Genomic DNA, 24,875 nt, shown 5'->3' on the forward strand with positions numbered 1-24,875 from the left:
GGGGAAGCCCAAGCTCTAGGCATGCCCAAACTATGAGCTAAACCGGAATGCGCACCGTCGCGCGCAGTCCGCCCATGGGACTGTCGGAAAGCATCACCTCCCCGCCATGGGCGCGCGCGATGTCGCGGGCGATGGAAAGGCCGAGGCCGGAGCCTCCCGCATCCTGGTTGCGCGCGTCGTCGAGGCGCAGGAAGGGCCGGAACACCTCCTCGCGCTGCGCCTCGGGAATGCCGGGGCCGTCGTCGTCCACGGTCACGATCAGCCACCGGGCGTCGCGCGTGCCGGTGATGGCGACGGTGCCGGCGTGGCGCACGGCATTGTTCACGAGATTGCCGATGCAGCGCTTGAGCTGATCGGCCTTCACCTCCACCAGAGGCGGCCCCATGAAGCTCGCAGAGGCGGCGGCGCCATCACGCTCCGCATTGAGGCGCAGATCCTCGATCAGTTCGCTCATGTCAGTGAGCGCGGCCTGCTCGCCGGGGTCGCCGCGGGCGAAGGCGAGATAGGCCTCCAGCATGCCCTGCAACTCGTCCACGTCCTTCTTCAGGGCCTCGCTCTCGCCCTCGGGCAAAAAGGCCAGCTCCAGCTTGAAGCGGGTGAGGATGGTGCGCATGTCGTGAGAGACGCCGGCGAGCATGGTGGTGCGCTGCTCGATCTGCCGCTCGATGCGCCGCTTCATTTCCAGAAAGGCGATGGCCGCCCGCCGCACCTCGCGGGCGCCGCGGGGGCGGAAATTCTCCACGTCGCGGCCCTTGCCGAAGGCCTCGGCCGCGTCGGCGAGGTTCTCGATGGGGCGGATCTGGTTGCGCAGGAACAGGATGGCGACGGTGAGCAGCACCAGCGATGTGCCCACCATCCACAGCAGGAAGATGTGCGAGTTGGAGGCGTAGGCCGCATTGCGCGGGGCGAGGATGAGAAGGGTCGCATCCTCCATGCGGATGCGCACGTCGATGAGGTTGGAGCGGCCCACCGTGTCGATCCACACCGGCTCCTTCACCCGAAGGCCGATTTCGCGGGACAGCGCGCGGTCGATCACCGAGAAGAAGGGCGTGGGCCCGGCGGGCGGCAGCGGCGCGGGGGGCAGCACCTCCACCCGCAGGTTCAGGTTGCGCCGGGCGATGGTGCGCAGGGCGGTGAAGTCCTTGTCCCGCGGCAGCACGCCGTAGAGCGCCACCACAGCGGAGATGTCCTGCGCAACCGCGGCCGAGAGGTGGCTCGTGACCTTGTTGTAGTGGCGCTCCATGAAGACGAAGGCCACCACGGACTGCAGGATCACCATGGGGGTGACGATGATGAGCAACGAGCGCGGATAGAGCCCCTTCGGCGTCACCCGGTTGAACCAGGCGGCGAAGCGGGCGTTGGCGTCGCGCAGCCAGTCGGCAAGGGTCCGCGCCCAGTGGCGCAGGCCGGACGGCCCGCTCTCGATCACGCTCAAGGCGTCACCACCAGCCGATAGCCGATGCCCCGGACCGTCTGAAGATAGGTGGGGTTGGCGGGATCGCGCTCCAGCTTGCGCCTCAGGCGGTTCACCTGCACGTCCACGGCCCGTTCGCTGGCCGCCCCGCCGCCGGCGAGGGCGAGGCGCGGCACCGTATCGCCGGGCGCCTCGGCGAGGGCCCGCAGCATGTCGCGTTCGCGCTCGGTGATGCGCACGATCTCGCCGTTGCGGGTGAGCTCGCCGCGTTCCAGATGAAAGGCGAACTCGCCGAAGCGCACGCTTTCGATGGCCTTCTGCGGCGGCGGCAGGGCGCGCTTCAGGATGGAGCCGATGCGCAGCAGCAGCTCGCGCGGCTCGAAGGGCTTGGCGAGATAGTCGTCCACGCCAGCCTCGAGGCCGGTGATGCGGTCCGCCGTCTCGGACCGGGCGGTGAGCATGAGGATCGGCACGGCGGAGCCGCGCCTCAGGTCGCGGGCGAGGTCAAGCCCGCTCTCGCCGGGCATCATCACGTCGAGCACGAGGAGGTCGAACGTGAGGCCCTCCAGACGAGCCCGCGCCTCGGCGGCGGAGGCGGCCGTGGTGACGCGATAGCCGTTGTCGGCCAGGAAGCGCGACAGAAGGGTGCGGATGCGGCTGTCGTCATCGACGACGAGGAGGTGGGGCGCATCGTCGGCGAGGACGAGCGGCGCCGCGGCGGCATCAGCCATGGCGGACGGCCCCCGGCGCGCTCGGATCACTGTTCAGCTTCTGCATGCCTCGCCTTCGCCAGATCCAGCCAATGTCGCTCGGTTGGGCCGCTTGCGCGCCGTCGGCCCGTCTTCGCATGCTGCGGCCGCCGTGTCAGCGGCCGCGCTCAGGCCGGACGGGAACGGGCCGCGCGGTCGGCGCGCTGGATCAGCCGCTCTACCGCAGCGCGATCCTCCGGGTCGATCATGGCAAGAAGAAAGCGGCGCACCGCCTCGCGGTCCTGCGGCTCGCCCGCCTCGAAGGCGGCAGCGATGCGCCGGCTCTGCAGCGTCATGAACTGGCGGGCCAGCCCCTCTCCCTTGAGGGTCGGAAACAGCAGCCGCTGGCGGCGGTCGGAGGCGCCGGCCCGGCTCTCCACGAAGCCCTCGTCCACCAGCTCCCGCAGCACCCGACCGAGGCTCTGCTTGGTGATGCGCAGGATATCGAGCAGGTCGGTGACGCGCATGCCGGGGTGGCGGTTGACGAAATGCACGACCCGGTGGTGCGCCCGGCCGAAGCCGATGGGCGCCAGGATCTCGTCGGGATCGCCGACGAAATCGCGGTAGGCGAAGAACAGAAGCTCGATGAAATCCACCAGCGGCACCTGCTCGGTCGCCTCCGGCGAAACCGCAGATTCCTGGGCGCGGACAACGGTGAGCGCGGAATTTATGTCAGTCATGTTGACTTTTTTCGTTTTGATCGTTACCCAAAGAGCCCGTTCGGCGAAATGATCGGTCGTGCCCATTCCCAGCCCGGTTCGATCATTTCGCGACTTTGCCGGCTTGGTAAGCGGGCGTAAAGATATTCCCATGCGAGACCGCTGGAAAGACGCGGTTGCAGCCTGGGGGGAAGCCGCGCGCACGACGCGGTCCGAAAAGGAGTGATGAGAAATGAGCGCTCAGGGTGTCCCCTTCGATCAGCGTGACGGTTGGATCTGGTACGACGGCGTGTTCGTGCCGTGGGCCGACGCCAAGCTGCACGTTCTCTCCCACGGCCTGCACTATGGGAGCACGGTGTTCGAGGGCGAGCGCGCCTACGGCGGCGAGATCTTCAAGAGCGCCGAGCATTCCGAGCGCCTGCGCCTGTCCGCCGAGATGCTGGACTTCACCATCCCCTACACGATCGGCGAAATCGACGCGGCCAAGAAGGCCACGCTCGACAAGAACGGCCTCATCGACGCCTACGTCCGCCCGGTCGCGTGGCGGGGCAGCGAGATGATGGGCGTCGCCGCCCAGAAGAACACCATCCACCTCGCCATCGGCGTGTGGGAATGGCCGAGCTATTTCGATCCCGAGCAGCGCCTCAAGGGCCTGCGGCTCGATCTGTCCGAGTGGCGCCGCCCCGATCCCGCGACGATCCCCTGCCGGGCCAAGGCCGCCGGCCTTTATATGATCTGCACCATCTCCAAGCACCGGGCCGAGCGCCGTGGCTTCGCCGACGCGCTCATGCTGGACTATCGCGGCTATGTGGCCGAATGCACCGGCGCGAACGTCTTCTTCATCAAGGACGGGGTGATCCACACGCCGACGCCGGACTGCTTCCTCGATGGCATCACCCGTCGCACGGTGATCGACATCGCCCGCCGCCACGGCATCGAGGTGGTGGAGCGCCACATCAAGCCCGAGGAGCTCGCCGGCTTCAGCGAGTGCTTCATCACCGGCACCGCGGCCGAGGTGACCCCGGTCGGCGCCATCGCGGATTGGACCTTCGCGCCGTCGGGCATCACGCACCAGTTGATGGATTCCTATTCGGCCGAAGTGCGCCCCAAGCAGCAGGCGGCCTGAGCGAACGCCCGGGCCACGAGCCTGGCCTTGAGCCTGACCTTGAGCGCGCCGCCCCTTACCGGGCGGCGTGTTCGTTTTTCCAAGATGGTGACAGGCGCAGGCCGGGGGTGTTGACGCTGAGGGCGACGCACGCCAAACCTTGGCGGGTGAGCGACATTCCCCAGCCTTCCCTTCTCCAGCGCGGCCTGCGCCGTCTCGAAGCCCTCCCCGTCGTCGGCCCGTTGCTCGCCTCGGTGAGCAGCATGGAGCGGGCGACGCTGGCCGTGGTGGGCTTCATCGCCCTCGCCTTCTATTTTTTCATTGCCGTGGCCGACGAGGTGCTGGAGGGCGAGACAGGACGGCTCGACCGCGACATTCTCCTTTCGCTGCGCAACCCGGCCGATGCCTCAGATCCGCTGGGGCCGCCATGGCTGGAAGAGACCATGCGCGACTTCACAGCGCTGGGCGGCACCGGAGTTCTGACGCTTCTCACCTTGCTGGTGCTGGCCTTCCTGACCATGACGCGCAAGCGTCACGCGGCCCTGCTCGTGGCTTTCTCCGTGGCCGGCGGAACACTGCTGTCGCAGATCCTGAAGTGGGGCTTCGACCGTCCCCGCCCTGACCTCGTGCCCCACGGCATGTCGGTCTACAGCCAGAGCTTTCCCTCCGGCCACGCCATGCTCTCCGCCGTGGTGTATCTGACGCTCGGGGCGCTGCTGGCGCGCACCCAGGCCCGTACCGGGGTGAAGGTCTTCCTTTTGGCCTCGGCGGCGATCCTGACCGTGATCGTGGGCATCAGCCGCATCTATCTCGGCGTCCATTGGCCCACCGACGTGCTGGGTGGCTGGGCGCTCGGGGCCGCCTGGGCCTGCTCGTGCTGGCTGCTGATGCTCTGGCTTCAGCGCAAGGGCGAGGTGGAAGGCGAGAGCAACGGAAGCGCACCCCGGGCCCCGCCCAAATGAGGACGCACCTCGGCGCTCAGGCGCGAAAGTAGAGGCTGTGGTCCCACGCGTTCAGGATGTGCGCCGTGGGCATGATCTCGATGGACCGGTAGAACTCGGCGAGCCCGTCCATGGAATTGGGCAGGGCGGCGTACTGGTCGACGATGGCGCAATAGTCGCGCTCCAGCGTGTCGTTCGACGGATCAAGATTGGACACGAAGACAAGGCCCGTCGGCGGCGCGTCCACGCAGATGACCCGCAGGTCCGGCCGCAGGGCGCGCAGGATCACCACGACCTTCCATACGTCGCCTGTCCACCAGCCTTCGTGCGCGGAGCCCTGGCCCAGCTGGATCGCCTCCTCCGCCGAGCGCTGGATCATCGCCTCCGACAGCGGCAGGCAATCGTGGATGGCGATCAGCGCCTTGGGGCTTGAGATCCGCTCGGTATTGTAGAAATCCCGCAGCAGATACTCGAACTGGTGCATGCCATCGAGGAAGGCGAAATCCACCGGTCCGCCCAGCGCCGCCGCCGCGTCGATCTCGGCGAAGAACAGGTCGCTCGGCATCTGGAACAGCCGCACATCCCTCTTGCCGGCGGCCACGTTGTGGCTGAGGCGAAAGTCCGGGTCGACACCCAGCGCTCGGTCGCAACTGATTTGCGCCAGGCTATCCCCGGTGCAGACGCCGATCTCCAGGTAGCGCCGCACGGCCCGCGTGCTCGCAAGCCGGCTGAGGACGGAGGTGTAGGTCTCGCCGGAATGGACGCGGGGGATAGCGGACGCGCCAAGGGACAGATCGGCTGAAACCGGCTGGAGTTTGGCTTGATCCGACACGATGGCGCGCTCCCTGAACGGCGCGGCCGGGAGACGCCCCACGGGGTCATCGCAACCTGCGGCTTTGAGCATACCCTGCCGCAACAAAACACCGCAAGTTGCGGCGTACCACTCAGTCGAACAGGCTGGAGACCGATTCCTCGTGCGCCGTGCGCGCGATAGCCTCGCCGATCAGGGTGCCGATGGACAGGACGCGGATGTTGCGCGCGACCCGCACCGCCTCGGTGGGCTGGATGGAATCGGTGATCACCAGTTCCTTGAGCTTGGAGGCGGTGATGCGCGCGACGGCCCCGCCCGAGAGTACGCCATGGGTGATGTAGGCGGTGACTTCCTTGGCGCCGCGGGCGAGCAGGGCCTCGGCGGCGTTCACCAGCGTGCCGCCCGAATCGACGATGTCGTCGACGAGGATGCACGAGCGGCCTTCCACGTTGCCGATCACGTTCATCACCTCGCTCTCGCCGGGGCGCTCGCGGCGCTTGTCGACGATGGCGAGCTGGGCGTCGATGCGCTTGGCGAGCGCGCGGGCACGCACCACGCCGCCCACGTCGGGCGAGACGACCATCAGGTTGCCGATGTCGAACCGCTCCTTGATGTCCCGCACCATCACCGGGGCCGAATAAAGGTTGTCGGTGGGGATGTCGAAGAAGCCCTGGATCTGGCCGGCGTGCAGATCGAGGGTCATCACCCGGTCGGCGCCGGCGTGGGTGATGAGGTTGGCCACGAGCTTGGCCGAGATGGGCGTGCGGGGACCGGGTTTACGGTCCTGGCGGGCGTAGCCGAAATAGGGCAGCACCGCCGTGATGCGCTTGGCCGACGCGCGGCGCAGCGCGTCGATGATGATGAGCAGCTCCATCAGGTGGTCGTTGGTGGGGAACGAGGTGGACTGCACCACGAACACATCCTGCCCGCGCACGTTCTCCTGGATCTCGACGAAGATCTCCATGTCCGCGAAGCGCCGCACCACCGCCTTGGTCAGCGGGGTTGCGAGATAAGCGGCGATGGCTTCAGCGAGCGCGCGGTTGGAATTGCCCGCGACGAGCTTCATGGGACCGTTCTCCGCTGACATGTGATGCTCCGCCCGGGCGCCGGGCCTGATCTAAGGGCCTGATCGAAACGTCGTCGGTCTCGACTTGCTCGGGTTCTGATAGGCGGGCCGTCACAATGTTGTAAAGGGCCAGCGCCAGCGCCGCGCGAGGGTGCCAGAACGATCGTTGCCGGACGGTATCCGCGTCGCCGCCCGCTCAATTGGCGGCATAGCCCAGCGCCATCTGCGGCGCGTCGAGGGCCGCCACCGGCACAGCAGTGGGATCGGGGCGCGTCTGAGGCTCGGTCGAAGCCGGGGCAGCCGCCGGCGTTGCGGCAACGGCCGATGGCGCGGTGGCGGCGGGGGCCGGCGCGGTGCCGCCGACGCCCAGCGTCTCGGCAAGGCTCGCCATGGACTTGTCGGCGATGCGCGCCAGCACCTTGTCGTCGCAGGCGGACCAGCCGTCCGCCACGGAGCCCTTCACGGACCCGGCCGGCTCCTCGCCGGCGACGCGGGCGACGCGGGTCTGGTTGCGGTCGTACACGTCCCAGGCATAGGCCACCGTCGCCTTGCCGCGCTGGACGTGCATGGCAAGGTAGCCCTTCACCCGGTAAGACGCGCCGCCGGCGCGCGAGACCACGGCGACGCGGCGCGTCTCCGCCTCGGAGTTGAGCTGGCCGACGAGCTTGTCGAAGGTGGACTGGGGCGGGCCGTCGATGGTGTCGAAGGCGAGGGTCTGGCCGCCCGCCCCCGCCATGCCCGAGCCATCGGTTTGGCAGGCGCCGAGGGCGAGGCACACGGCAAGGCCCGCGAGGCGTAGCGGCGTGCGGATGGCGCAAAAGACCGGAGCGCGGCGCATCGGCGCCTCCGGCATCTCTCCTGCCCCATATCCCCGCATGATGGCTCCCGGCGTTGAGTGTGTCGCCGAAGGCGTAGCGGGAAACGGCCGGCTGGTCCAGAAAAACGGTTAAGACGCGGTTAACGCGGATGTGAAATGCCGTTGGGAAAGGCCCGGCCGGCCTTCAGGGTGAAGGAGGCGTAAAGGCGTCACTTCAGCGATTGCAGGAGACCGAGCAGCCGCATGGACCCTTCCGGCCACGGGCCGAAGCCGGCGTCCGCATTGATGTGGCCCGCATCCCCTGCGTCGACGATGGCGGCGCCCCAGTCGAGGGCGAATCCCTCCGCCCGGTCGTAGGCGCAATAGGGATCGGTGCGGCTCGCCACCAGCACCGAGGGAAACGGCAGCGGATGAGTCGGCACTGGCGCGAACGCAGCGAGACGGGGGTCGAGGCCCGGGCGGTCGAGGTCCGGCGGCGCCACAAGGAACGCGCCGCGGACCTTGCCCTCCGGCAGCAGCGGCACGGCATGGAGGAGGGTCGGCACGCCCAGCGAATGGGCCACGACGACCACCGGCTTCTCCGCCGATTGCACCGCCGCCGCCAGGCGGCGGGGCCAATCCTCGGGATCGGGCGCGTCCCAATCGGCCTGCATCACCCGGCGGGCGGAGGAGAGGCTTCGCTCCCAACGGCTCTGCCAGTGGTCGAACCCGGAACCCTGCCAGCCGGGAACCATGAGAAGGACGGCGTCGGTGGATTTCATGCGTCTTCGTCCCGACTCAGGCCAGCGCGATGGCGGCCATCAGCCGCCCGTAGTCGGGCTCCTTGCGGTGGGTGGCGCGGCGATAGGAGAAGAAACGGGCCGCGTCGGGATAGGTGTCCAGGCCGAGGTCCTCCACCTGCCCCACCCCCGCCTGCTCCAGCCGCAGGCGGATGAAGCCCGGCAGGTCGAACAGGGCATGGTGCGGCCGGTCGGCGGGCGCGAAGAAGCGGGCGAAGCTCTTGTCCTCGGCCAGGAAGCGGGCGACGAACTCCTCCCCCACCTCATAGCTCGCCTGCCGGATCAGCGGCCCGATGACGGCACGGATGTCGGCGCGGTGGGCGCCCTGCTCCTCCATGCGCGCGACGGTGGCGGCGACGATGCCACCCACCGCGCCCTTCCAGCCGGAGTGGGCGGCGGCGACCACCCCCGCCTCGGGATCGGCGAACAGGATCGGCCCGCAATCGGCGATGGAGACGGCGGCGCCGATGCCCGGCGTGCGGGTGACCACCGCATCGGCCTTGGGGGCGTCGTCCCGCGTCCACGGCGCGGTCGCCACCACCGCATCGGCCGAATGCACCTGCCAGCAGGCCACGAGAGCGCCGGGCTCGACGCCGATCTCCCGCGCCATGCGGGCGCGGTTCTCGGTGACGGCGGCGGGATCGTCATTGGACCCCATGCCGCCGTTGAGGCTCGCATAGATCCCCTGCGAAACGCCGCCTTGCCGGGTGAAGAAGGCATGGCGGATGCCGGGCAATGCGGCGAGCAGGGGCGCCTCGATCTTCATCGGCTGAACTCCTCGGACAGGTCGAACGCGGGCGGCGCGCCGGCATCAGGATGGGCGAGCCCGAGCACCTTGAACAGCCGCCCCATCTCCCCCTCCCCGGTCCCGGCGAGGCGGCGGGCGGCGGCGGCGACCTTGGCGGCGGCCTCGGGCGGAGCATGGCGCATCAGCCGCCCCGCGCGCTCGGCAAGGCCCAGCCGCGCGAGGAAATCCCCCTGCTCCACCGGCCCGAAGGCCCGCAGGCCCGCGGCCCGGCCAAGCCGGGCGAGCCGGGCGAAATCCACATGGGCGGTCAGGTCCGCCTGCCCCGGCGCTGCGAGCGGATCGGCGAAGGCGTGGGCGGCGAGCGCCTGGAAGGTGTCGCCATAGCCGCCGGCATGGCCGTAGTCGATGGCGAGCGCCATGCCGCCCTGCGCCTTGAGACGGCCGGCGAGGGCGCGCGCGGGTCCGCCTTCCATCACCTCCAGCACCGCGCCGGGCCGCGGAGGGGGCAGGTCCGCGGCGAAGGTGGCGGCGATGCGCGACGGCGCGGCATCGAGCCCGAAGGAAAGCCGGCCGCCGTCCCCGAGCCCGATCCGGCGCTCATGCCATCCGTCGCCAGTCCAGACATATTGATCCACCGGCAGCGCATCGAAGAATTCGTTGGCCAGCACGATCGCCGGCCCTTCGGGCACGTCCTCGACGCGGTCGTGCCACTGAGCGCCATGATCCGCGAGCGCTCGCGCCTGAGCAGCCCGCAGCACCGGGCTGGTGTCGACCAGATCGATGCGGGCGGCGGCGCCGAAGGCCGGCAGCACGCGGGCGGCCCGCAAGGCGTCGGCCATGAGCGTGCCGCGGCCGGGGCCCAGCTCCACCAGACGAAAAGGGTCGGGCGCGCCCATCTGCTGCCAGGCGGCCACCGCCCACAGGCCGAGCAGCTCGCCGAACATCTGGGTGATCTCGGGCGCGGTGGTGAAGTCGCCGCGGGCGCCCAGCGGATCGCGGGTGATGTAATAGCCGTGGCGGGGATGGCCGAGGCAGAGGGCCATGTAGCGGCTCACCGGCATCGGCCCCTCGGCGGCGATCAGAAGGGCGATCTCCTCTCCGAGCGGCGTGGTCACGGCGCCGGCGTGCGCTTCAGCGCATAGAGGAGAAGACCGAGGCCGGCGAGCACGAGCGGCACCGACAGCCACATCCCCATGGTGGTGCCGAAGGCGAGATAGCCGAGCTGCGCGTCTGGCTCGCGGAAGAACTCGCCGATGATGCGGCCGATGCCGTAGCCCATGCCGAAGATGCCGGCCGCGACGCCCGGCCGCTTCAATCCGCCCCCGCGCACCACCATGAGCATGACCAGGAACAGGACGATGCCTTCCAGCCCCGCCTCGTAGAGCTGGCTCGGATGGCGCGGCAGCGGCCCGCCGTGGGGGAAAACGATGGCCCACGGCACGTCGGCCGGACGGCCCCACAGTTCGCCGTTGATGAAATTGGCGAGGCGCCCGAAGAACAGGCCGAGAGGCGCCACCACGCCGGAGACGTCCAGCAACGACAGGACGGAGATGGCGCGGGAGCGGGCGAAGAGCACCAGCGCCACGAGGGTGCCGGCGAGGCCGCCGTGGAACGACATGCCGCCCTTCCACACCGCGACGATGTCGGCCGGATTCTGGGCAAAATAGGCCGGGTTGTAGAACAGCACATAGCCGAGGCGGCCGCCGAGGATGACGCCCAGCGTCGCCCAGAACAGCGCGTCGTCGAGGTCCTGCGGCTTCATGGGCGAGACGCCGCCCCAGAGCGCCGGGCGCGCCACCAGCCAGCGGGCCAGCAGCCAGCCGAGCACGAGGCCGGCGATATAGGCCAGCGCGTACCAGCGAATCGCCAGCGGCCCCACCTGGACCAGGATCGGATCAATGGCGGGAAAGGGCAGGGCGAGGGTCGGCATCGGCTCCCCGAAGATGGCGCCGCCGCGCGGCGGCGCCCATGTGCCGTGCCGGGGCGGGGCCCGTCAAGCCGACGGCGCCCCTGTCATCCTGCGTGCGCCATGCCATGATGCCGGCCAACCTGGCGAGGGAGGACGCGATGCAGGCTGAACCCACCGACGCGCACATGTGGCTGAAGCGCCTCGTCGGCGAATGGAGCGTGGAAGCCCCATCGTATGACGGCGAAGGCACGGTGAAGGGCACTGAAACCGTCCGCACCCTTGGCGACCTCTGGGTGATCTGCGAAGCCCACATGGAGATGCCAGACGGCAGCGCGGGCAAGACCGTGATGACCCTCGGCTACGACCCGCAGAAGGGCAAGATCGTCGGCAGCTGGGTCGGCTCCATGATGACCTATCTCTGGGTCTATGAGGGGAGCATCGACGCGGCCGGCGCCTGCCTCACCCTCGATGCCCGCGGACCGACCTTCGACGAGACGGGGGCGTTCACCGACTATCAGGACATCATCACCTTCGAGGGCGACGACGCCCGCGTCCTGCGTTCGCGCCAGCGGCTGCCCGACGGTGCTTGGCAGGATCTGTTTTCCGCACGCTACAGCCGCAGCGGCTGAGGCGGCCACCCTTGCGCCGGGGGGCGTCTGTCGCCATGTTCGCCGGACGGCGCGAACCTGCCGTCAGGAGGCTTCCATGACCCAGACCACCGGTCGCCTATTCGACGAGATGGCGCGTCTCGTGAACGATGCCGCTGGCGTGGCCCAGGGGGTGCGGCGCGAGGCCGAGACCGTGATGCGCGCCCAGATGGAGCGCTTCCTGCGCGACATGGATCTGGTGAAGCGCGAGGAATTCGACGCGGTCAAGGACATGGCCGCTGCTGCGCGGGCCGAGAACGAGCGCCTCGCCGACCGCCTCGCGGCCCTTGAGGCCCGGCTGGACGGCCATCCGGCTCCGCCCCCCTCCGACCCGGTCTGAGCTGCCGCCTCTGGATTTTCGACCCGGCGCCAGATCGGATGGATTTTTCTCAGGGGAAATGTGCCATTCCGTAGCGGCACCGCGCCCCTGCGACAATTAGGCCGCATGGGGCGGGGGCAGACACAATCTGTCGTAGCAGGATAATCTTTACCCGCGATATACTGATTTTCGTGGCGATTCGGAGCCGGTTCGTCGTATCGGGCAGGAGTACGACGGGGCGCAGCTTCGCCAGGATGCCCTCTTGCAGGACGCGCTCTTTCCGGGCACGTCCCGATGGCGGGCTTTCCACCGGCACGCCACGTCGTTTGTGCCACGTTTTGGCCTGATCAGCGGGCGATGCCGCGTTCGACCCTCTCCGCGTTCCTCAAACCGCGAGGTCGAGGCCATGTCTCTCATCGACATCGAAGCCGATGCGCCGGCGAACCCCGTTGATCTCGTGGAGCAGCTCGCTGCGCTGCGCGATTGGTCGTTCGAGCGCTCCGCCGAGGACGAGATCACCCTTTCACTCTCCAGCCGCTGGACGGACTGCCACGTCTCCTTCCAGTGGATGGACGAACTGGAATCGCTGCATCTCGCCTGCGCCTTCGACTTCAAGGTGCCGGAAGGGCGTCGGGCGGAGGTGCTGAAGCTCCTCGCCCTCATCAACGAGCAGATGTGGCTCGGCCATTTCGACATGTGGTCCCAGGAAGGGGTCATCATGTTCCGCTACGCTCTGGTTCTGGCCGGCGGTGCCACCGCCTCGGACCGCCAGTGCGAGGCGATCCTCGACGCCGCACTCGATGCGGTGGAGCGGTATTATCCGGCCTTTCAGTTCGTCGTCTGGGCGGGCAAGACCTCCCGCGAGGCCATGGACACCGCGCTGTTCGACACTGTTGGCGAGGCCTGAGCCGAACGGTCCCGGAAGGGGGAACGACGCCCCTCCCCGTGCGGGAGGGCTCGGCGCCCGTCCCGTTCGCATCGCGACAAGCCATTGTCATTCCCCTGCGCCGCTTCGCCCTGCCGGTGGCGCCGCCTCGCCTCCTCCGTTATGTGAAAGCCACTGACACGGCGCGGCACCGCCTGGCGATGCTGCTTGCGAGGCGGCGATGAGCGAGAGCGTTCTGAATATTCTGACCGGTCCGGTGGTGCTGCTCGGCTGCGGCAAGATGGGCTCCGCCATGCTGGAGGGATGGCTCGCCCTCGGCCTGCCCGCTGACCAGGCCGTGGTGCTCGATCCCAACCTCCCGCCCGAAACCGCCGCCGCCTTGGCTGACCGTGGTGTCTCGGTCAATCCCGCGCTCGAGGCCATCGCCCCGCCCTCCGTCCTGCTCTTGGCGGTGAAGCCCCAGGTCGCGCCCGACGCGCTGCCGAAGGTGGCGGGGCTGGTGAAGCCCGGCACGCTGGTGGTTTCGGTGATGGCGGGTCGTACCCTCTCCTTCATGGCCAACGCTTTCGGCGCCGACGCGGCGCTGGTGCGCTCCATTCCCAACACGCCCGCCGCCATCGGCCGCGGCGTGAGCGTGGCGGTGGCCGCCCCCACCGTCACGGCACGCCAGCGCGAGCTCGCCGCCGCCTTGCTCGGTGCCATCGGCATCGTCGAGTGGGTCGACGATGAGGGCCTGATGGATGCCGCCACGGCGGTCTCAGGCTCCGGTCCGGCCTATGCCTTTCTCCTTGCCGAGGTGATGGCCAAGGCGGGAGCCGCCGCCGGCCTGCCGCCGGACCTCTCGGCCCGCATCGCCCGGGCGACCGTGGCCGGGGCCGGGGCGCTCATGGACCAGTCCGATCTCGAAGCGGCCACCCTGCGCCAGAACGTCACCTCTCCGGGCGGCACCACCGCGGCGGCCCTTGCGGTTCTGATGGACGAGAGCCGCGGCTTTCCTCCGCTGATGGTCGAGGCGGTTGCCGCCGCGACGAAACGGGGCAAAGAATTGGCTGGCTGAGAGGCCGTCGCGGGACTACCAGCCCGCGACGTGAGCAGAAGCGGGAGAGAGCCATGTCCTCCGAGACCACGCGCGACGCCTGCCTGCGCAGCTTCCTCGCCCTGCTGGCGCAAAAGCCGCTCCAGGGCATCGCTCTCGGCGACGTGGCCGCCCATTGCGGCGTCTCCCTGTCGGAGATGCGCGCCTCCTACACCTCCATCGACGATCTGGTGGCCGCCTTCTTCCGCGCCACCGACCGTCAGGTCCTCGCCGGAAGCGGGGCGGACGACGAGGATCTCGCCGGCGAGGGGCCGAAGGAGCGCCTGTTCGAGGTGCTCATGCGCCGCCTCGACTCCCTCGAGCCGCACCGCGACGCCGTGCGCTCACTCCAGCGCTCGGCCCGCCGGGATCCCGCCCTTGCGCTGCGGCTGCTGCGGCTGTCGGAAGCCTCCGAGCGCTGGATGCTGGCCGCCGCCGGCATCGACTGCACCGGCCTTTCGGGCAGCGTGCGGGCCAAGGGGCTGGCGCTGCTGTTCGCCCGCCTCGTGGACGTGTGGCTGGAGGACGACGACCCCGGCCTCGCCCGCACCATGGCCACCCTGGACCGCGAGCTGGAGCAGGGCGGAAAGCTGCTCGGCATGCTGGACGACCTCGCCTTTATTGCCATGCCGTGGCGCAAGCGGCGCGCCTCGGCGCGGACGGACGACACCGGCGCACCGGCTAAGGAGCCGGTTTCGACCTGATCCGGCCTTGCCCCCGCTCCGGCCGGGTGCCATTCAGCGCCATGACATCGCCGATCCCCACCGCCCCGCGTGAGGCGCCCATCGCGCTCTATATCGACGCCGATGCCTGCCCGGTGAAGGAGGAGGCCTACAAGGTGGCCTTCCGCCACCACATCCGCGTCCATGTGGTGGCCAACATGCCCATCCAGGTGCCGCGCCATCCGCTGATCGAACGCGTCACCGTTCCGGCGGGGCCGGACGCGGCGGACGACTTCATCGCCGAGCGGGCCGTGCGCGGCGATGTTGTGGTCACGGCCGACGTGCCCCTGGCCGCCCGCTGCGTCGCCGCCGGGGCCGACGTGATCGCGCCGACGGGCAAGCCCTTCACTCGCGATTCCATCGGCCTGCAGCTCGCCACCCGCAATCTGATGGACGATCTGCGCTCCGCCGGAGCGGTGACGGGTGGCCCCAAGCCCTTCTCGCCGCGTGCCCGGTCCGATTTCCTCTCGGCCCTGGACCTCGCCATCGTTCGGCTCAAGCGGGCCGGCTTCGTCGCCGCGCCGCCGCTCGACGACTAGGCGCTCAGAAGCACTCCTCCTCCAGTGTCTTGAGGTCGGCGAGGGCCGCCGCGTCGTCGTGCTCCTCGAACAGGTCGACCATGTAATAGACGTGGGAATGCAGCAGCAGCAGCTTGTCGCACATAGCCGCCTTCCCCGCCTCTGCGGTGGCGAGGCGCGCCTTGAAGCGGTCCCAGAAGGCGTTGCCGCAGGCCGGATCGTCGATGTAGCGGGAGAGGTGCGCCAGGACCCGGCGCATGTTGCCGTCGAAGTCGATGCCCTGGAAGGTGAGGTAGCGGTCTGGCCGGTCGAGCGCGAAATGCAGCTGCTGGGAGCCGGCGGCAGGCATGGTCATGGCGAAGTCCCCGTGCGTGAGAGACGCCGCTGCGGCGTCGGCGGGACCATGGGGCTCTCCAGTTGGCGCCCTCAATCGCGGCGGCACGAGGCCCCCTGCCCTGCATGAACGGCATCGTGGCTGCACGAATGGCGGCCGGCCTCAGACCGCCAGCAGCCGGCGCACCTGCTCCACCCGCGAGCGGCTCACCGGCACCCGCGTTGCCGCGGCGTCGGCCATCACCAGATGCCAGCCGCCGTCCTCGCGGGCGGCGGCGCGCACGTGGCGGATGTTGACCAGGAAGCGCCGGTGCACCCGCACGAACTGCGCCGGATCCAGCCGACGCTCCAGATCCGCCAGCGCACGAGGACAGAAAGCGGAGAATGTGCGGGTATGCGCCTCGGCATAATGGCCCTGGGCCATCAACAGCACGACCTCGGCGACGTCGATGAGGCTGATGACGTCGCCCCGGCCCTTGACCAGGGGCAGCTTCATGAGCGGACACAGGGCCGCCATGGCCGACTCGCCCGCCACGGCGAGGCCCTCGACCCGCAGATCCCCCTCCGGCCTGCCCGCCCGGCCCATCACCGGAGCCTCGGCCAGGGCATGGATCATCATGCAGAAGCCTCCCGCCGGCCCGCCGAACTCGGCCTCCAGCCGCGTCACCTTGGCAATCAGGCTGCCCATGGCGGTGGTGATGACGAGGGTGGAGGTGCCGTCCTCCGCCGCGCGCGCCCGCTCGATGAGGAAGGCCACCTTCTGCCGCGCCTCCGGCGGATGGAGCGCGAGGATGTCGAGGCCGGTGAGGTGGGTGCCGGGCGGCGCCAGCAGCCGCATGGCCACCGGATTGACCGCCCGAATGGCGAGGTCCGCATCCAGCAGCACCACCCCGACAGGCGTTCGCTGAAGACGGTATTCGAACGAGAGGGGCGCCGATGCCCCGCTGGTTTCCCCCATGGCTCCGCTGCTGCCCTCTCGCCCTCCCCCAAGCGGGGGCCCGGGCATACTAGGCGGCCGACGCGTGCTGCCAATTCGGGGGTGTTCCGCACCTCTCGGCAACCTGCGCCTTCGCCGCGCAATCGCCGTGTTTGCCACGAAGAGGCCGCATGGATACTTTACGCGCCCGTTTGCCGGCACGCCGGCCGATGCCGATCGCCGACCCCATCCTATCGCGGACCCCATGACCGACATTTTTCACGAGATCGAGGAAGACCTCCGCCGCGACCGCCTGCGCAAGGTCTGGGACCGGTTCGGCGCCCTCATCATTGCCGCCTGCGTGCTGGTGGTCGTCGCCGCGGCGGGCTGGAGCGCCTACAAATACTGGCGCCACCAGCAGGCCGTGAGCGCCAGCGCCGCCTACGAAAGCGCCGTCTCCCTCGCCGAGGCCGGCAAGCTGCCCGAGGCGGAGGCCGCGTTCATCGAGATCGCGAAGACCGGTCCGGCCGGCTACCGCACGCTCGCCCTGTTCCGGGCGGCCGGTGTCGCCGCCGCCCGCGACAAGGTCGCCGGCATCGCCGCCTTCGACGCCATTGCCGCCGACACCCGCTTGCCCGCCCTCGCACGGGATCTCGCTTTGGTTCGGGGCGCCCTGCTGCTGGTCGACACCGCCGGCCTGCCGGAGGTGAAGCAGCGCGTGGGCGCCATCGCCACGGGCACCGGCCCGCTACGCCATTCCGCCCGCGAGGCGCTGGCCCTCGCGGAACTCAAGGCCGGCGACCTCTCCGCCGCCAACAAGACAGCCACAAGCATCACCTCCGATGGCGAGACGCCCCCCGGCGTGCGCTCGCGGGCGGAGCTGGTGCGCCGCCTGACCGCCGCGGCGGCCCCGGCGCCCGAGGCCGCGCCCGGCAGCGCCCCGACCCAATGAGGAAGAGCCGATGAAGAGGACGACCCGCATGTTCAGCACCGTTCGCCTCGCGCTCGCGTTCGGCCTCGCGCTGACCGCTGCGGGCTGCGAGACGCTGGACAAGCTGAACCCCTTCGACCAGCCGAAGAAGCCGCTCGCCGGCAACCGACAGCCGGTGTTCCCTACCGGAGTACCGGGCGTGGACTATTCGACCCCCCTCTCCCAGCCCTCCAACGCCAATGCGCCTGTCGACCAGCTGCCGCCCCCGCCGCAAAGCGGTCAGCAGCGCTGACATCCTCCTGACGGCCGGACGGCCACGAGCCCAATCATGACCTTCTCCCTGGCCATCGTCGGGCGCCCCAATGTCGGCAAGTCCACCCTGTTCAACCGGCTGGTGGGCAAGAAGCTCGCGCTGGTGGACGACCGTCCCGGCGTGACCCGCGACCGCCGCGAGGGCGAGGCAAGGCTCGGCGACCTGTCCTTCCGCATCGTCGACACTGCCGGTCTGGAAGAGGCCGACGCCGCCAGCCTCGAGGGCCGCATGCGCGCCCAGACCGAGGCGGCCATCGGCCATGCCGACGCCATCCTGTTCATGATCGACGCCCGCATCGGCCTTACCCCCACCGACCGCGCCTTCGCCGACCTGGTGCGCAAGTGCGGCAAGCCGGTGATTCTCGTCGCCAACAAGAGCGAGGGCCGCGGCGGCGAGGCGGGGGCCCTGGAGGCCTTCGGCCTTGGCCTCGGCGATCCGGTGCCCCTCTCCGCCGAGCATGGCGAGGGCCTGTCCGACCTCTATGACGCCATCTGCGACGCGCTGCCCGAGCAGACCCGGCCGCCGGAGGACGAAGAGGAGGCGGACGACGACGCGCAGGCGGGCGATGCGGATGCGGCGGACGACAAGCCGAAGCGCCCCATCAAGGTGGCGGTGCTGGGCCGACCCAATGCCGGCAAGTCCACCCTCATCAACCGCCTGCTGGGCGAGGACCGCCTGCTCACCGGCCCCGAGGCCGGCATCACCCGCGATTCCATCTCGGTGGAAGTCACCTATGCCGGGGTGAAGCTCGAGGTGTTCGACACCGCCGGCCTCAGGAAGCGCGCGCGCATCGAGGACAAGCTGGAGAAGCTCTCAGCCGCTGATGCCCTGCGCGCCATGAAGTTCGCCGAGGTGGTGGTGCTGCTGGTGGACGCCACCCACCCCTTCGAGGAACAGGATCTCAGGATCGCCGATCTGGTCGCGCGGGAGGGCCGCGCCATCGTCATCGGCTACAACAAGGCGGACCTTGTCCCTCGCGGCGGCCTCGCGGCCCGCCTGCGGGAGGAGGCCGACCATCTGCTGCCGCAGGTGAAGGGCATGCCCATCGTGCCGGTGTCCGGCCTCATGGGCCACGGGCTCGACAAGCTGGTGGCCGCCATCGCCGCCACCCACAAGGTGTGGAACAAGCGTATCGCCACCAACCCCCTCAACCGCTTCCTCCAGCAGGTGACGGACAGCCATCCCCCGCCGGCGGTGTCGGGACGCCGGGTGAAGCTGCGCTACATCACCCAGCCCAAGGCGCGTCCGCCCTCCTTCGTGCTGTTCTGCTCGCGCGCGGACGCGGTGCCGGAAAGCTACATCCGCTATCTGACCAACGGCCTGCGCGAGAGCTTCGACCTGCCCGGCGTGCCGATCCGCCTGACCCTGCGCGAGAAGGACAACCCCTACGCCGACTGAGCGCGAGGACGTCCCGGGGCGTCCGGAAACGCGCGGCACGAGCCGCACCCGCCTCGCCCTTATCCCGCCAGCGCGGCCATCACCGCATTGAGCACCGGGAAGCCGGCCTCGGTCACCCGCAGACGGTTCCCTTCGCGGGCGACCAGCCCTTCCGCCTGAAGCGCCGCGATGACCGACTCGTCCACCGCCCCGCCGAGGCGGGCATGGCGGACGAGGTCGATGCCCTCCTTGAGCCGCAAGCCCATCAGCAGCATCTCGTCGGCCTGCTCGGCCTGGGAGAGTGGCTCATCGCCGACGATGCCGTGGCCGTGCGCCTCCACCCGCGCCAGCCAGTCCTCGGGGCCGCGCTCGGTGACCAAAGCGCGGCGCATGCCGTCCACGCTGAGGCGGCCATGGGCGCCGGCGCCGATACCGGCATAGGTGCCGTAGCGCCAATAGACCAGATTGTGCCGCGCTTCAGCGCCCGGCCGGGCGTGGTTGGAGACCTCGTAGGCGGGCAACCCGGCGGCGGCCGTCACCTCCTGCGTCACGTCCCACAAGGCGCGCGACACCTCGTCGTCGGGCAGTTGGAGCTTGCCCGCGCCGTACAGCCGCTCGAAGGGCGTGCCGGGCTCGATGGTGAGCTGATAGAGAGAGAGGTGTTCGCAGCCCTCCGCCAACGCGCGCTGGAGCTCCGCCGCCCAGCCGTCCGGGGTCTGGCGCGGGCGGGCATAGATGAGGTCGAACGACACCCGCTCGAATGCCCGCCGGGCGATGGCCACGGCAGCCAGGGCCTCCGCCACCGAGTGCATGCGGCCGAGGCCCTGAAGGTCCGCATCGTCGAGGGCCTGCACGCCCAGCGACACGCGGTTGACCCCGGCCGCGCGATAACCTTGGAAGCGCTCGGCCTCTACCGAGGTGGGATTGGCCTCCAGCGTGACCTCGGCATCGGCGTCCAGCGGCCAGGCCGCGTGGACGGCGTCCAGGATGGCCCCCACCGTCGCCGGTGCCATGAGGGAGGGCGTTCCGCCGCCGAAGAAGACGCTGCGCGCCCTTCGCGGACCGGAGAGGTCGCGCATGTGGGCGATCTCCCGCCGGAAGGCGGCGACGAACCGTGCCTCGTCGGGCGGGGCGAAGCGGACGTGGCTGTTAAAGTCGCAATAAGGGCACTTGGCCTTGCAGAACGGCCAATGGACATAGACGCCGAAGCCGCCATCCTGGTCCGCCGCCGCCTCTGCCGCGAGCGAAACCTCGCGCTCCCGTCGCCCTCCGGCTTGACCAGAGGGCCCCTCGTCGCGGCCGCGTCCATCACTTACGGCCTGCAGAGGTGCTTTGGTCGAGCCGGAGCATGACAGCACAGGCGGATTGGCGTGAAGCCGGGATGAATTTTCCGCGTCCAAGATCCCGCTCACCCCTTCAGGCAGGCCTGCGACAACTTCAGGAAGGCGCGGGCGCGGTGGGAGAGGCCGAAGCCCTTGGGCGGCATGCCATGCTTCTCGTCCGCCGTCATCTCGGCGAAGGTCTTCTCGTACGCCTCGGGCCGGAACATGGGATCGTAGCCGAAGCCCTTCGCCCCACGTGGCGGCCACACCAAGGTGCCGTCCACCGTGCCCTCGAACTCCTCCAGATGCCCATCAGGCCAGGCGATGCAGAGCGCCGACACGAAGCGGGCGCGTCGCTGCTCCGGCGCGGTGGCGCCGACCTTCTTGAGCTCCGCCTCCACCTTCTCCATGGCCATGTCGAAATCGCGCTCCGGTCCGGCCCAGCGCGCCGTGTGGATGCCGGGCGCGCCTCCGAGGGCGTCGATGACGAGTCCGCTGTCGTCGGCGAAGGCCGGAAGCTGCGCGGCACTGGCCGCCGCCACCGCCTTGAGCCGCGCGTTGCCCGCGAAGGTGGTCTCGGTCTCTTCCGGCTCGGGCAGGCCGAGGTCGCCGGCCGAGACCGCCTCCACCCCGTGGGGCTCCAGCAGCATCTTCATCTCGATGAGCTTGCCAGGGTTATGAGTCGCCACCACGAGGCGTCCAGTCAATTGCCGCGCCATCACCCCACCGCCAGCTTCTGCAGACTCACAAGCTGATCGATCCCCGAACGCGCGAGGGCGAGGAGCGACAGAAGCTCGTCCTGGGTGAAGGGCGTCTTCTCCGCCGTGCCCTGGATCTCCACGATGCCGCCGGTACCGGTCATGACGAAATTGGCGTCAGTCTCGGCCACGGAGTCCTCGGCATAGTCGAGGTCGAGCACCGCCGTGCCCTCATAGATGCCGCAGGAGACCGCCGCCACGTGCTGCTTCAGCGGCATCTCGCGGACCATGGAGCGCGACTTCATCCACGTGAGGCAGTCATAGAGCGCGATCCAGGCGCCGGTGATGGAGGCGGTGCGGGTGCCCCCGTCGGCCTGGAGCACGTCGCAGTCGAGGGTGATCTGCTTCTCGCCCAGCGCCACGAGGTCGGTGACCGAGCGCAGCGAGCGGCCGATGAGGCGTTGGATCTCCTGGGTGCGGCCGGACTGCTTGCCGGTGGTGGATTCGCGCCGGGTGCGGTCGTGGGTGGCGCGGGGCAGCATGGCGTATTCCGCCGTCACCCATCCCCGGCCCTGGCCCTTGAGCCACGGCGGCAGGCGCTCCTCGAGGGTCGCCGAGACGAGGACATGGGTCTCGCCGAACTTCACGAGGCAGGAGCCTTCGGCGTGGCGCATCACCCCCCGCTCGAAGGAAACCGCGCGCATCTCGTCGGGGGCGCGCTTGCTGGGACGCATGGTGGAAACCTCTTTCACATCGTCGTTCGGCCCCCTTTTAGAGGGTTTTACGCCGAAAGGGACAGGCTCGCCGCGAGAAACCGCGGGGCCGCGCCCCGCCCGGCTGCACCGCGGCGCTTGTATCGGGCGGCGGGGATGGACACATAATGAGGCGGGGCGATGGCCCCCGCCTCGCAGGCATCACCGAAAGGCGAACGATAAGGCGAACCGCAGTGGCGCTCGACCCGTTCCTGACCCTCACCACCGGCGGTCTCGCCCAGATCGACCAGCGCGCGCGGGAGATCTTCCGCCAGATCGTCGAAAGCTACCTCGCCACCGGCGAGCCGGTGGGCTCGCGCAATCTCTCGCGCCTCATCCCCATGACGCTGTCGCCCGCCTCGGTGCGCAACGTGATGGCCGATCTTGAGGCCGCGGGCCTTATCTACGCGCCCCACACAAGCGCCGGACGCCTGCCCACCGAGCGCGGGCTGCGCTTTTTCGTCGATGCCTTGCTGGAAATCGGCGACGTCAGCGAGCGCGACCGCGCCAATATCGAGACCCAGCTCATGGCCGCCGCCCGCTCCACCACGGTGGAAGGGGTGCTGCAGGAGGCTTCGGCCCTGCTCTCGGGCCTGGCCCGGGGGGCGGGCGTCGTGACCGCCACCAAGACCGATCCGCGCCTCAAGCATGTGGAATTCGTCCCGCTGGAGCCGGGCCGGGCGCTGGTCATCCTCGTTTCGGAGGACGGTCAGGTTGAAAACCGTGCCCTCTCCCTGCCGCCGGGCCTGCCGATCTCGGCCCTCACCGAGGCCACCAACTTCCTCAACGCCCGCATCCGCGGCCGCACCCTCGCCGAGGCGCGGTCGGAGATGGAGAACCTCCTCGCCGAACTCAACCGCGACCTGGACGATCTGACTGCGCGGGTGGTGGAGGCGGGCCTTGCCTCCTGGTCCGGAGACGATCCCGGGGCGCGCACGCTGATTGTACGCGGGCAGGCCAAGCTGCTGGAGGACCTGCGCGCTCTGGAGGACCTGGAGCGCATCCGCCTTCTGTTCGACGATCTGGAGACCAAGCGGGAGGTGGTGGACCTGCTCGGCCGCGCCGAGGAGGCGCAGGCCCTGCGCATCTTCATCGGCTCGGAGAACCGGCTGTTCTCCCTCTCGGGCTCGTCCACCATCGTCGCCCCCTACCGCGACGGGCAGGGCCGAGTGGTGGGTGTGCTCGGCGTCATCGGCCCGACCCGGCTCAATTACGGCCGTATCGTCCCCATGGTGGACTTCACCGCCCGCCTGGTGAGCCGCGTCCTCGGGGCGCCGGGGGCGGATGCGGCGTGAGCTTGATTTTTCCCGCCATCGCCCCGATATGCGCGGGGACGAATTGGAATGGCCCGCAGGTCGCTGACCACGGGCCCAAATCGAGGCAGGGGAAGACCGGATGAGCGAGCAGAAGCGCGCGCCCGAGACCGGCGGCGACGCAAGCGAAAACGGTGGATTGGCGCCGAACGAGGCCACCGCCGAGGCTGAAGCCCTCGCTGCCGCCGACGCCGAGATCGGCGCCGATGGCGAGAAGCAGCGGCTGGAGGCCGAGGTCGCGAGCCTGAAGGACAAGTTCCTGCGCGCCTTCGCCGAGGCGGAGAACGTGCGCCGCCGCGCCGACAAGGAAATCCAGGACGCCCGGACCTACGGCATCGCCTCCTTCGCCCGCGACGTGCTGAATGTCGCCGACGACCTCGCCCGCGCGCTGGGCTCGGTGGATGAAGCGGCCAAGGCCTCGGCCGAAGGCGGCTTCAAGGCGCTGCTCGACGGGCTGGAGCTGACCGAGCGCGGCCTCGTCAAGGCGCTCGAAAAGCACGGCATTCGCAAGATCGAGCCGAAGGGGGAGAAGTTCGACCCCAATCTGCATCAGGCCATGTTCGAGGTCCCCGACCCGAGCGTGCCCAGCGGTACCGTGGTGCAGGTTGCCCAGGCGGGCTATGTGATTGGCGAGCGCGTGCTGCGCCCCGCTATGGTCGGCGTCGCCCGCGGCGGCCCCAAGGCCGAAGCACCGGGTAAGACCGCCGGCGCTGCCTGACGGCAGGCCTCAGCGCGGGACGAGGCGGCGGTTGATCGGGCGGATGGTGGCGCATGCCGGCGTCCCGTCCTTCGCCGTGCCGAGAACGGTCGTCTCAATGATGCGGCCCGTCATGGCGCCGTCCAATAGGTCCGGCCCAAGGTCGTGGATGTCGATCTTCATCCTGCGCGACCAGGGAGAGGCCGGATCCCCGGCCAACTGGCCGATGCGGATATAGACGAAGCGCCGCTCGGGACCTTCTCGCCGTACCTGATCGCCGAAGAACTTCGGTCCCGGCGCGACCCGGATCGCGAAATCGAACGCCAAAGCTTCGCCAGCGCTCGATTGTTTGGGATCGAGGGGCGCCTCGTCCTTGCCCTGAAGGCTATGGAGCACGCCCGGCACAGGCTGCTCGATGAGGATGCGCAGGCGGATTTCGGTCTCGTTGGTGCGGGCCATCGCCGCATGGTGGACGCTCTAAGCTGGAGCGTCCATACCCAGACACCTGAAATCTCGCCGTCCCGATCCTTTGCGGCCGGCCCCTCAGGCGTCGCTGGGCGCCGACAAGGAGCGCTCGCCCCCATTGGTGGCGCTGCCCATGGGGATGCCGAGGAGATCGGCCAGGGCCTCCGCGATCACGCGGCTGGTATAGGGCTTGGCGACCCGCGGTGCGTCCGCGAACTCGGACGGCATGCGCACGCTGCCGGTATAGCCGGAGCAGAAGATGAAGGGCACGCCCCGCTCGGCAAGGATGCTGGCGGCAGGGTAGACCGGCTCGCCCGCAAGATTCACGTCCAGGATGGCGGCATCGACCTTCTCGGTCGCGGCCGCCGCCATGGCTGCCGAAAGGCTGGCAATGGGGCCCACGACCGTGCAACCCAGGGACCTGAGGTTATCGTCGAGCCCGAGCGCAACAAGATACTCATCCTCGACGACGAGCACCCGCCTTCCTGTAAAGATCATTCTGCAACGCCTTGACTGAACAACGCCTTCCCGCGTCAACAAGCCGGCTGCACAAAAGTTCCGCTACGGCCGAAGCCGCGACGGAAACAGCCAAG

General features: G+C 69.5%; 29 protein-coding genes and 1 pseudogene. 13 read left to right on the forward strand and 17 right to left on the reverse strand.

The annotated features are described in order from the left end of the window. Window positions 1–37 precede the first annotated feature (37 nt). From ABLE93_RS04885 to ABLE93_RS04895, 3 genes are all read right to left on the reverse strand, one after another. Window positions 38–1,435 carry an ATP-binding protein gene (locus ABLE93_RS04885; protein WP_510182966.1) on the reverse strand — a complete coding sequence of 466 codons (1,398 nt, stop codon included), beginning with the start codon at window positions 1,433–1,435 and terminating at the stop codon, window positions 38–40. Further along, complete coding sequence (locus ABLE93_RS04890; protein WP_348838289.1) at window positions 1,432–2,145, reverse strand: response regulator; 714 nt, start codon at window positions 2,143–2,145, stop codon at window positions 1,432–1,434. The genes ABLE93_RS04885 and ABLE93_RS04890 overlap by 4 nt, the downstream gene beginning before the upstream one ends. Before the next feature lie 146 nt (window positions 2,146–2,291). Next, entirely contained in the window at window positions 2,292–2,843 is a 552-nt protein-coding gene (locus ABLE93_RS04895; RefSeq protein ID WP_348838290.1) for a MarR family winged helix-turn-helix transcriptional regulator, read from the reverse strand. Between the two features lie 211 nt (window positions 2,844–3,054). Between ABLE93_RS04895 and ABLE93_RS04900 the strand changes: the two genes are divergently transcribed. Both ABLE93_RS04900 and ABLE93_RS04905 read left to right on the forward strand, forming a co-directional pair. Next, entirely contained in the window at window positions 3,055–3,948 is an 894-nt protein-coding gene (locus ABLE93_RS04900) for a branched-chain amino acid aminotransferase (protein ID WP_348838291.1), read from the forward strand. A gap of 146 nt (window positions 3,949–4,094) precedes the next feature. Next, the gene (locus tag ABLE93_RS04905; protein ID WP_348838292.1) at window positions 4,095–4,889 is read left to right on the forward strand and encodes a phosphatase PAP2 family protein; all 795 of its coding nucleotides are present in this window, start codon (window positions 4,095–4,097) and stop codon (window positions 4,887–4,889) included. Window positions 4,890–4,905: 16 nt separating this feature from the next. On the opposite strand, the gene ABLE93_RS04910 is transcribed toward ABLE93_RS04905, so the two are convergent. The 7 genes from ABLE93_RS04910 to lgt all read right to left on the reverse strand — a co-directional run bounded on the left by ABLE93_RS04910 (window position 4,906) and on the right by lgt (window position 11,019). Then, window positions 4,906–5,700, reverse strand: coding sequence for a class I SAM-dependent methyltransferase (locus ABLE93_RS04910; RefSeq protein ID WP_348838293.1), 795 nt, complete (start codon window positions 5,698–5,700; stop codon window positions 4,906–4,908). 112 nt (window positions 5,701–5,812) lie between these two features. Then, on the reverse strand, window positions 5,813–6,766 hold the full coding sequence (locus ABLE93_RS04915) for a ribose-phosphate pyrophosphokinase (protein ID WP_348838294.1): 954 nt from the start codon (window positions 6,764–6,766) through the stop codon (window positions 5,813–5,815). A gap of 175 nt (window positions 6,767–6,941) precedes the next feature. Beyond that, window positions 6,942–7,583, reverse strand: a complete 642-nt coding sequence (locus tag ABLE93_RS04920; RefSeq protein WP_348838295.1) for a hypothetical protein — start codon at window positions 7,581–7,583, stop codon at window positions 6,942–6,944. A gap of 188 nt (window positions 7,584–7,771) precedes the next feature. Further along, window positions 7,772–8,323, reverse strand: a complete 552-nt coding sequence (locus tag ABLE93_RS04925) for an RBBP9/YdeN family alpha/beta hydrolase (RefSeq protein WP_348838296.1) — start codon at window positions 8,321–8,323, stop codon at window positions 7,772–7,774. Between the two features lie 16 nt (window positions 8,324–8,339). Further along, window positions 8,340–9,107: a peptidoglycan editing factor PgeF gene (gene pgeF, locus ABLE93_RS04930; protein ID WP_348838298.1), complete on the reverse strand. Its 768-nt coding sequence runs from the start codon at window positions 9,105–9,107 to the stop codon at window positions 8,340–8,342. Further along, window positions 9,104–10,204, reverse strand: a complete 1,101-nt coding sequence (locus ABLE93_RS04935; protein WP_348838299.1) for a class I SAM-dependent methyltransferase — start codon at window positions 10,202–10,204, stop codon at window positions 9,104–9,106. The genes pgeF and ABLE93_RS04935 overlap by 4 nt, the downstream gene beginning before the upstream one ends. Continuing rightward, window positions 10,201–11,019: a prolipoprotein diacylglyceryl transferase gene (gene lgt / locus ABLE93_RS04940; RefSeq protein ID WP_348838300.1), complete on the reverse strand. Its 819-nt coding sequence runs from the start codon at window positions 11,017–11,019 to the stop codon at window positions 10,201–10,203. The genes ABLE93_RS04935 and lgt overlap by 4 nt, the downstream gene beginning before the upstream one ends. A 137-nt stretch (window positions 11,020–11,156) precedes the next feature. Between lgt and ABLE93_RS04945 the strand changes: the two genes are divergently transcribed. The 6 genes from ABLE93_RS04945 to ABLE93_RS04970 all read left to right on the forward strand — a co-directional run bounded on the left by ABLE93_RS04945 (window position 11,157) and on the right by ABLE93_RS04970 (window position 15,186). Further along, window positions 11,157–11,627: a DUF1579 domain-containing protein gene (locus ABLE93_RS04945; RefSeq protein ID WP_348838301.1), complete on the forward strand. Its 471-nt coding sequence runs from the start codon at window positions 11,157–11,159 to the stop codon at window positions 11,625–11,627. Window positions 11,628–11,703: 76 nt separating this feature from the next. Further along, a complete protein-coding gene (locus ABLE93_RS04950) occupies window positions 11,704–11,985 on the forward strand; it encodes an accessory factor UbiK family protein (RefSeq protein ID WP_348838303.1) in 282 nt (93 codons plus the stop codon). A gap of 385 nt (window positions 11,986–12,370) precedes the next feature. After that, a complete protein-coding gene (locus tag ABLE93_RS04955; protein ID WP_348838305.1) occupies window positions 12,371–12,871 on the forward strand; it encodes a type III secretion system chaperone family protein in 501 nt (166 codons plus the stop codon). 199 nt (window positions 12,872–13,070) lie between these two features. Beyond that, complete coding sequence (gene proC / locus ABLE93_RS04960) at window positions 13,071–13,907, forward strand: pyrroline-5-carboxylate reductase (RefSeq protein WP_348838307.1); 837 nt, start codon at window positions 13,071–13,073, stop codon at window positions 13,905–13,907. Between the two features lie 53 nt (window positions 13,908–13,960). After that, window positions 13,961–14,629, forward strand: a complete 669-nt coding sequence (locus ABLE93_RS04965) for a TetR/AcrR family transcriptional regulator (RefSeq protein WP_348838308.1) — start codon at window positions 13,961–13,963, stop codon at window positions 14,627–14,629. Window positions 14,630–14,670: 41 nt separating this feature from the next. Further along, entirely contained in the window at window positions 14,671–15,186 is a 516-nt protein-coding gene (locus ABLE93_RS04970; RefSeq protein WP_348838310.1) for a YaiI/YqxD family protein, read from the forward strand. A gap of 4 nt (window positions 15,187–15,190) precedes the next feature. On the opposite strand, the gene cowN is transcribed toward ABLE93_RS04970, so the two are convergent. Together cowN and ABLE93_RS04980 are read right to left on the reverse strand one after the other, a co-directional pair. Then, window positions 15,191–15,520: a N(2)-fixation sustaining protein CowN gene (gene cowN, locus ABLE93_RS04975; RefSeq protein WP_348838312.1), complete on the reverse strand. Its 330-nt coding sequence runs from the start codon at window positions 15,518–15,520 to the stop codon at window positions 15,191–15,193. A 141-nt stretch (window positions 15,521–15,661) separates the two neighbouring features. Further along, window positions 15,662–16,456, reverse strand: a complete 795-nt coding sequence (locus ABLE93_RS04980; protein ID WP_348838314.1) for a PAS domain-containing transcriptional regulator — start codon at window positions 16,454–16,456, stop codon at window positions 15,662–15,664. 223 nt (window positions 16,457–16,679) lie between these two features. Between ABLE93_RS04980 and ABLE93_RS04985 the strand changes: the two genes are divergently transcribed. Genes ABLE93_RS04985 through der form a run of 3 tightly spaced genes read left to right on the forward strand, consistent with a single transcriptional unit; the run spans window position 16,680 to window position 19,056 of the window. Continuing rightward, complete coding sequence (locus ABLE93_RS04985; RefSeq protein WP_348838315.1) at window positions 16,680–17,366, forward strand: tetratricopeptide repeat protein; 687 nt, start codon at window positions 16,680–16,682, stop codon at window positions 17,364–17,366. A gap of 10 nt (window positions 17,367–17,376) precedes the next feature. Further along, window positions 17,377–17,637 carry a hypothetical protein gene (locus ABLE93_RS04990; RefSeq protein ID WP_348838316.1) on the forward strand — a complete coding sequence of 87 codons (261 nt, stop codon included), beginning with the start codon at window positions 17,377–17,379 and terminating at the stop codon, window positions 17,635–17,637. 36 nt (window positions 17,638–17,673) lie between these two features. After that, the gene (der, locus tag ABLE93_RS04995; RefSeq protein WP_348838318.1) at window positions 17,674–19,056 is read left to right on the forward strand and encodes a ribosome biogenesis GTPase Der; all 1,383 of its coding nucleotides are present in this window, start codon (window positions 17,674–17,676) and stop codon (window positions 19,054–19,056) included. A gap of 59 nt (window positions 19,057–19,115) precedes the next feature. Here the strand turns inward: der and hemW are convergent. The 3 genes and pseudogenes from hemW to rph all read right to left on the reverse strand — a co-directional run. Further along, window positions 19,116–20,255 (reverse strand): annotated as a pseudogene (hemW, locus tag ABLE93_RS05000) (radical SAM family heme chaperone HemW); the annotation flags it as partial. 188 nt (window positions 20,256–20,443) lie between these two features. Further along, window positions 20,444–21,076, reverse strand: coding sequence for an RdgB/HAM1 family non-canonical purine NTP pyrophosphatase (gene rdgB, locus ABLE93_RS05005; RefSeq protein WP_348838320.1), 633 nt, complete (start codon window positions 21,074–21,076; stop codon window positions 20,444–20,446). After that, on the reverse strand, window positions 21,076–21,789 hold the full coding sequence (gene rph, locus ABLE93_RS05010) for a ribonuclease PH (RefSeq protein ID WP_348838321.1): 714 nt from the start codon (window positions 21,787–21,789) through the stop codon (window positions 21,076–21,078). Before rph ends, rdgB begins: the two co-directional genes overlap by 1 nt. A 212-nt stretch (window positions 21,790–22,001) precedes the next feature. Between rph and hrcA the strand changes: the two genes are divergently transcribed. Both hrcA and grpE read left to right on the forward strand, forming a co-directional pair. Beyond that, window positions 22,002–23,102: a heat-inducible transcriptional repressor HrcA gene (gene hrcA / locus ABLE93_RS05015; protein WP_348838322.1), complete on the forward strand. Its 1,101-nt coding sequence runs from the start codon at window positions 22,002–22,004 to the stop codon at window positions 23,100–23,102. Between the two features lie 100 nt (window positions 23,103–23,202). Beyond that, window positions 23,203–23,838 carry a nucleotide exchange factor GrpE gene (gene grpE, locus ABLE93_RS05020; protein ID WP_348838323.1) on the forward strand — a complete coding sequence of 212 codons (636 nt, stop codon included), beginning with the start codon at window positions 23,203–23,205 and terminating at the stop codon, window positions 23,836–23,838. Window positions 23,839–23,847: 9 nt separating this feature from the next. On the opposite strand, the gene ABLE93_RS05025 is transcribed toward grpE, so the two are convergent. Both ABLE93_RS05025 and ABLE93_RS05030 read right to left on the reverse strand, forming a co-directional pair. Then, a complete protein-coding gene (locus tag ABLE93_RS05025) occupies window positions 23,848–24,276 on the reverse strand; it encodes a DUF5990 family protein (RefSeq protein WP_348838324.1) in 429 nt (142 codons plus the stop codon). An 84-nt stretch (window positions 24,277–24,360) separates the two neighbouring features. Beyond that, window positions 24,361–24,780 (reverse strand): response regulator, encoded by a 420-nt coding sequence (locus ABLE93_RS05030; RefSeq protein WP_348838325.1) that lies wholly within the window; start codon window positions 24,778–24,780, stop codon window positions 24,361–24,363. Window positions 24,781–24,875 lie beyond the last annotated feature (95 nt).

It is taken from the genome of Xanthobacter pollutisoli (assembly GCF_040044995.1).
Taxonomy (GTDB): domain Bacteria; phylum Pseudomonadota; class Alphaproteobacteria; order Rhizobiales; family Xanthobacteraceae; genus Xanthobacter.

Excerpts from the sequence above, each read along its gene's own strand:
- ABLE93_RS04890 (WP_348838289.1), bottom strand. The coding sequence starts at position 2,145 with ATGGCTGATGCCGCCGCGGCGCCGCTCGTCCTCGCCGACGATGCGCCC.
- rph (WP_348838321.1), bottom strand. The coding sequence starts at position 21,789 with ATGCGTCCCAGCAAGCGCGCCCCCGACGAGATGCGCGCGGTTTCCTTC.
- ABLE93_RS05025 (WP_348838324.1), bottom strand. The coding sequence starts at position 24,276 with ATGGCCCGCACCAACGAGACCGAAATCCGCCTGCGCATCCTCATCGAG.
- ABLE93_RS04955 (WP_348838305.1), top strand. The coding sequence starts at position 12,371 with ATGTCTCTCATCGACATCGAAGCCGATGCGCCGGCGAACCCCGTTGAT.
- rdgB (WP_348838320.1), bottom strand. The coding sequence starts at position 21,076 with ATGGCGCGGCAATTGACTGGACGCCTCGTGGTGGCGACTCATAACCCT.
- ABLE93_RS04970 (WP_348838310.1), top strand. The coding sequence starts at position 14,671 with ATGACATCGCCGATCCCCACCGCCCCGCGTGAGGCGCCCATCGCGCTC.
- ABLE93_RS04950 (WP_348838303.1), top strand. The coding sequence starts at position 11,704 with ATGACCCAGACCACCGGTCGCCTATTCGACGAGATGGCGCGTCTCGTG.
- ABLE93_RS04945 (WP_348838301.1), top strand. The coding sequence starts at position 11,157 with ATGCAGGCTGAACCCACCGACGCGCACATGTGGCTGAAGCGCCTCGTC.
- pgeF (WP_348838298.1), bottom strand. The coding sequence starts at position 9,107 with ATGAAGATCGAGGCGCCCCTGCTCGCCGCATTGCCCGGCATCCGCCAT.
- ABLE93_RS04985 (WP_348838315.1), top strand. The coding sequence starts at position 16,680 with ATGACCGACATTTTTCACGAGATCGAGGAAGACCTCCGCCGCGACCGC.
- ABLE93_RS05030 (WP_348838325.1), bottom strand. The coding sequence starts at position 24,780 with ATGATCTTTACAGGAAGGCGGGTGCTCGTCGTCGAGGATGAGTATCTT.
- lgt (WP_348838300.1), bottom strand. The coding sequence starts at position 11,019 with ATGCCGACCCTCGCCCTGCCCTTTCCCGCCATTGATCCGATCCTGGTC.
- ABLE93_RS04895 (WP_348838290.1), bottom strand. The coding sequence starts at position 2,843 with ATGACTGACATAAATTCCGCGCTCACCGTTGTCCGCGCCCAGGAATCT.
- ABLE93_RS04920 (WP_348838295.1), bottom strand. The coding sequence starts at position 7,583 with ATGCGCCGCGCTCCGGTCTTTTGCGCCATCCGCACGCCGCTACGCCTC.
- grpE (WP_348838323.1), top strand. The coding sequence starts at position 23,203 with ATGAGCGAGCAGAAGCGCGCGCCCGAGACCGGCGGCGACGCAAGCGAA.
- ABLE93_RS04915 (WP_348838294.1), bottom strand. The coding sequence starts at position 6,766 with ATGTCAGCGGAGAACGGTCCCATGAAGCTCGTCGCGGGCAATTCCAAC.
- ABLE93_RS04965 (WP_348838308.1), top strand. The coding sequence starts at position 13,961 with ATGTCCTCCGAGACCACGCGCGACGCCTGCCTGCGCAGCTTCCTCGCC.
- der (WP_348838318.1), top strand. The coding sequence starts at position 17,674 with ATGACCTTCTCCCTGGCCATCGTCGGGCGCCCCAATGTCGGCAAGTCC.
- cowN (WP_348838312.1), bottom strand. The coding sequence starts at position 15,520 with ATGACCATGCCTGCCGCCGGCTCCCAGCAGCTGCATTTCGCGCTCGAC.
- ABLE93_RS04925 (WP_348838296.1), bottom strand. The coding sequence starts at position 8,323 with ATGAAATCCACCGACGCCGTCCTTCTCATGGTTCCCGGCTGGCAGGGT.
- ABLE93_RS04990 (WP_348838316.1), top strand. The coding sequence starts at position 17,377 with ATGAAGAGGACGACCCGCATGTTCAGCACCGTTCGCCTCGCGCTCGCG.
- ABLE93_RS04900 (WP_348838291.1), top strand. The coding sequence starts at position 3,055 with ATGAGCGCTCAGGGTGTCCCCTTCGATCAGCGTGACGGTTGGATCTGG.
- proC (WP_348838307.1), top strand. The coding sequence starts at position 13,071 with ATGAGCGAGAGCGTTCTGAATATTCTGACCGGTCCGGTGGTGCTGCTC.
- ABLE93_RS04980 (WP_348838314.1), bottom strand. The coding sequence starts at position 16,456 with ATGGGGGAAACCAGCGGGGCATCGGCGCCCCTCTCGTTCGAATACCGT.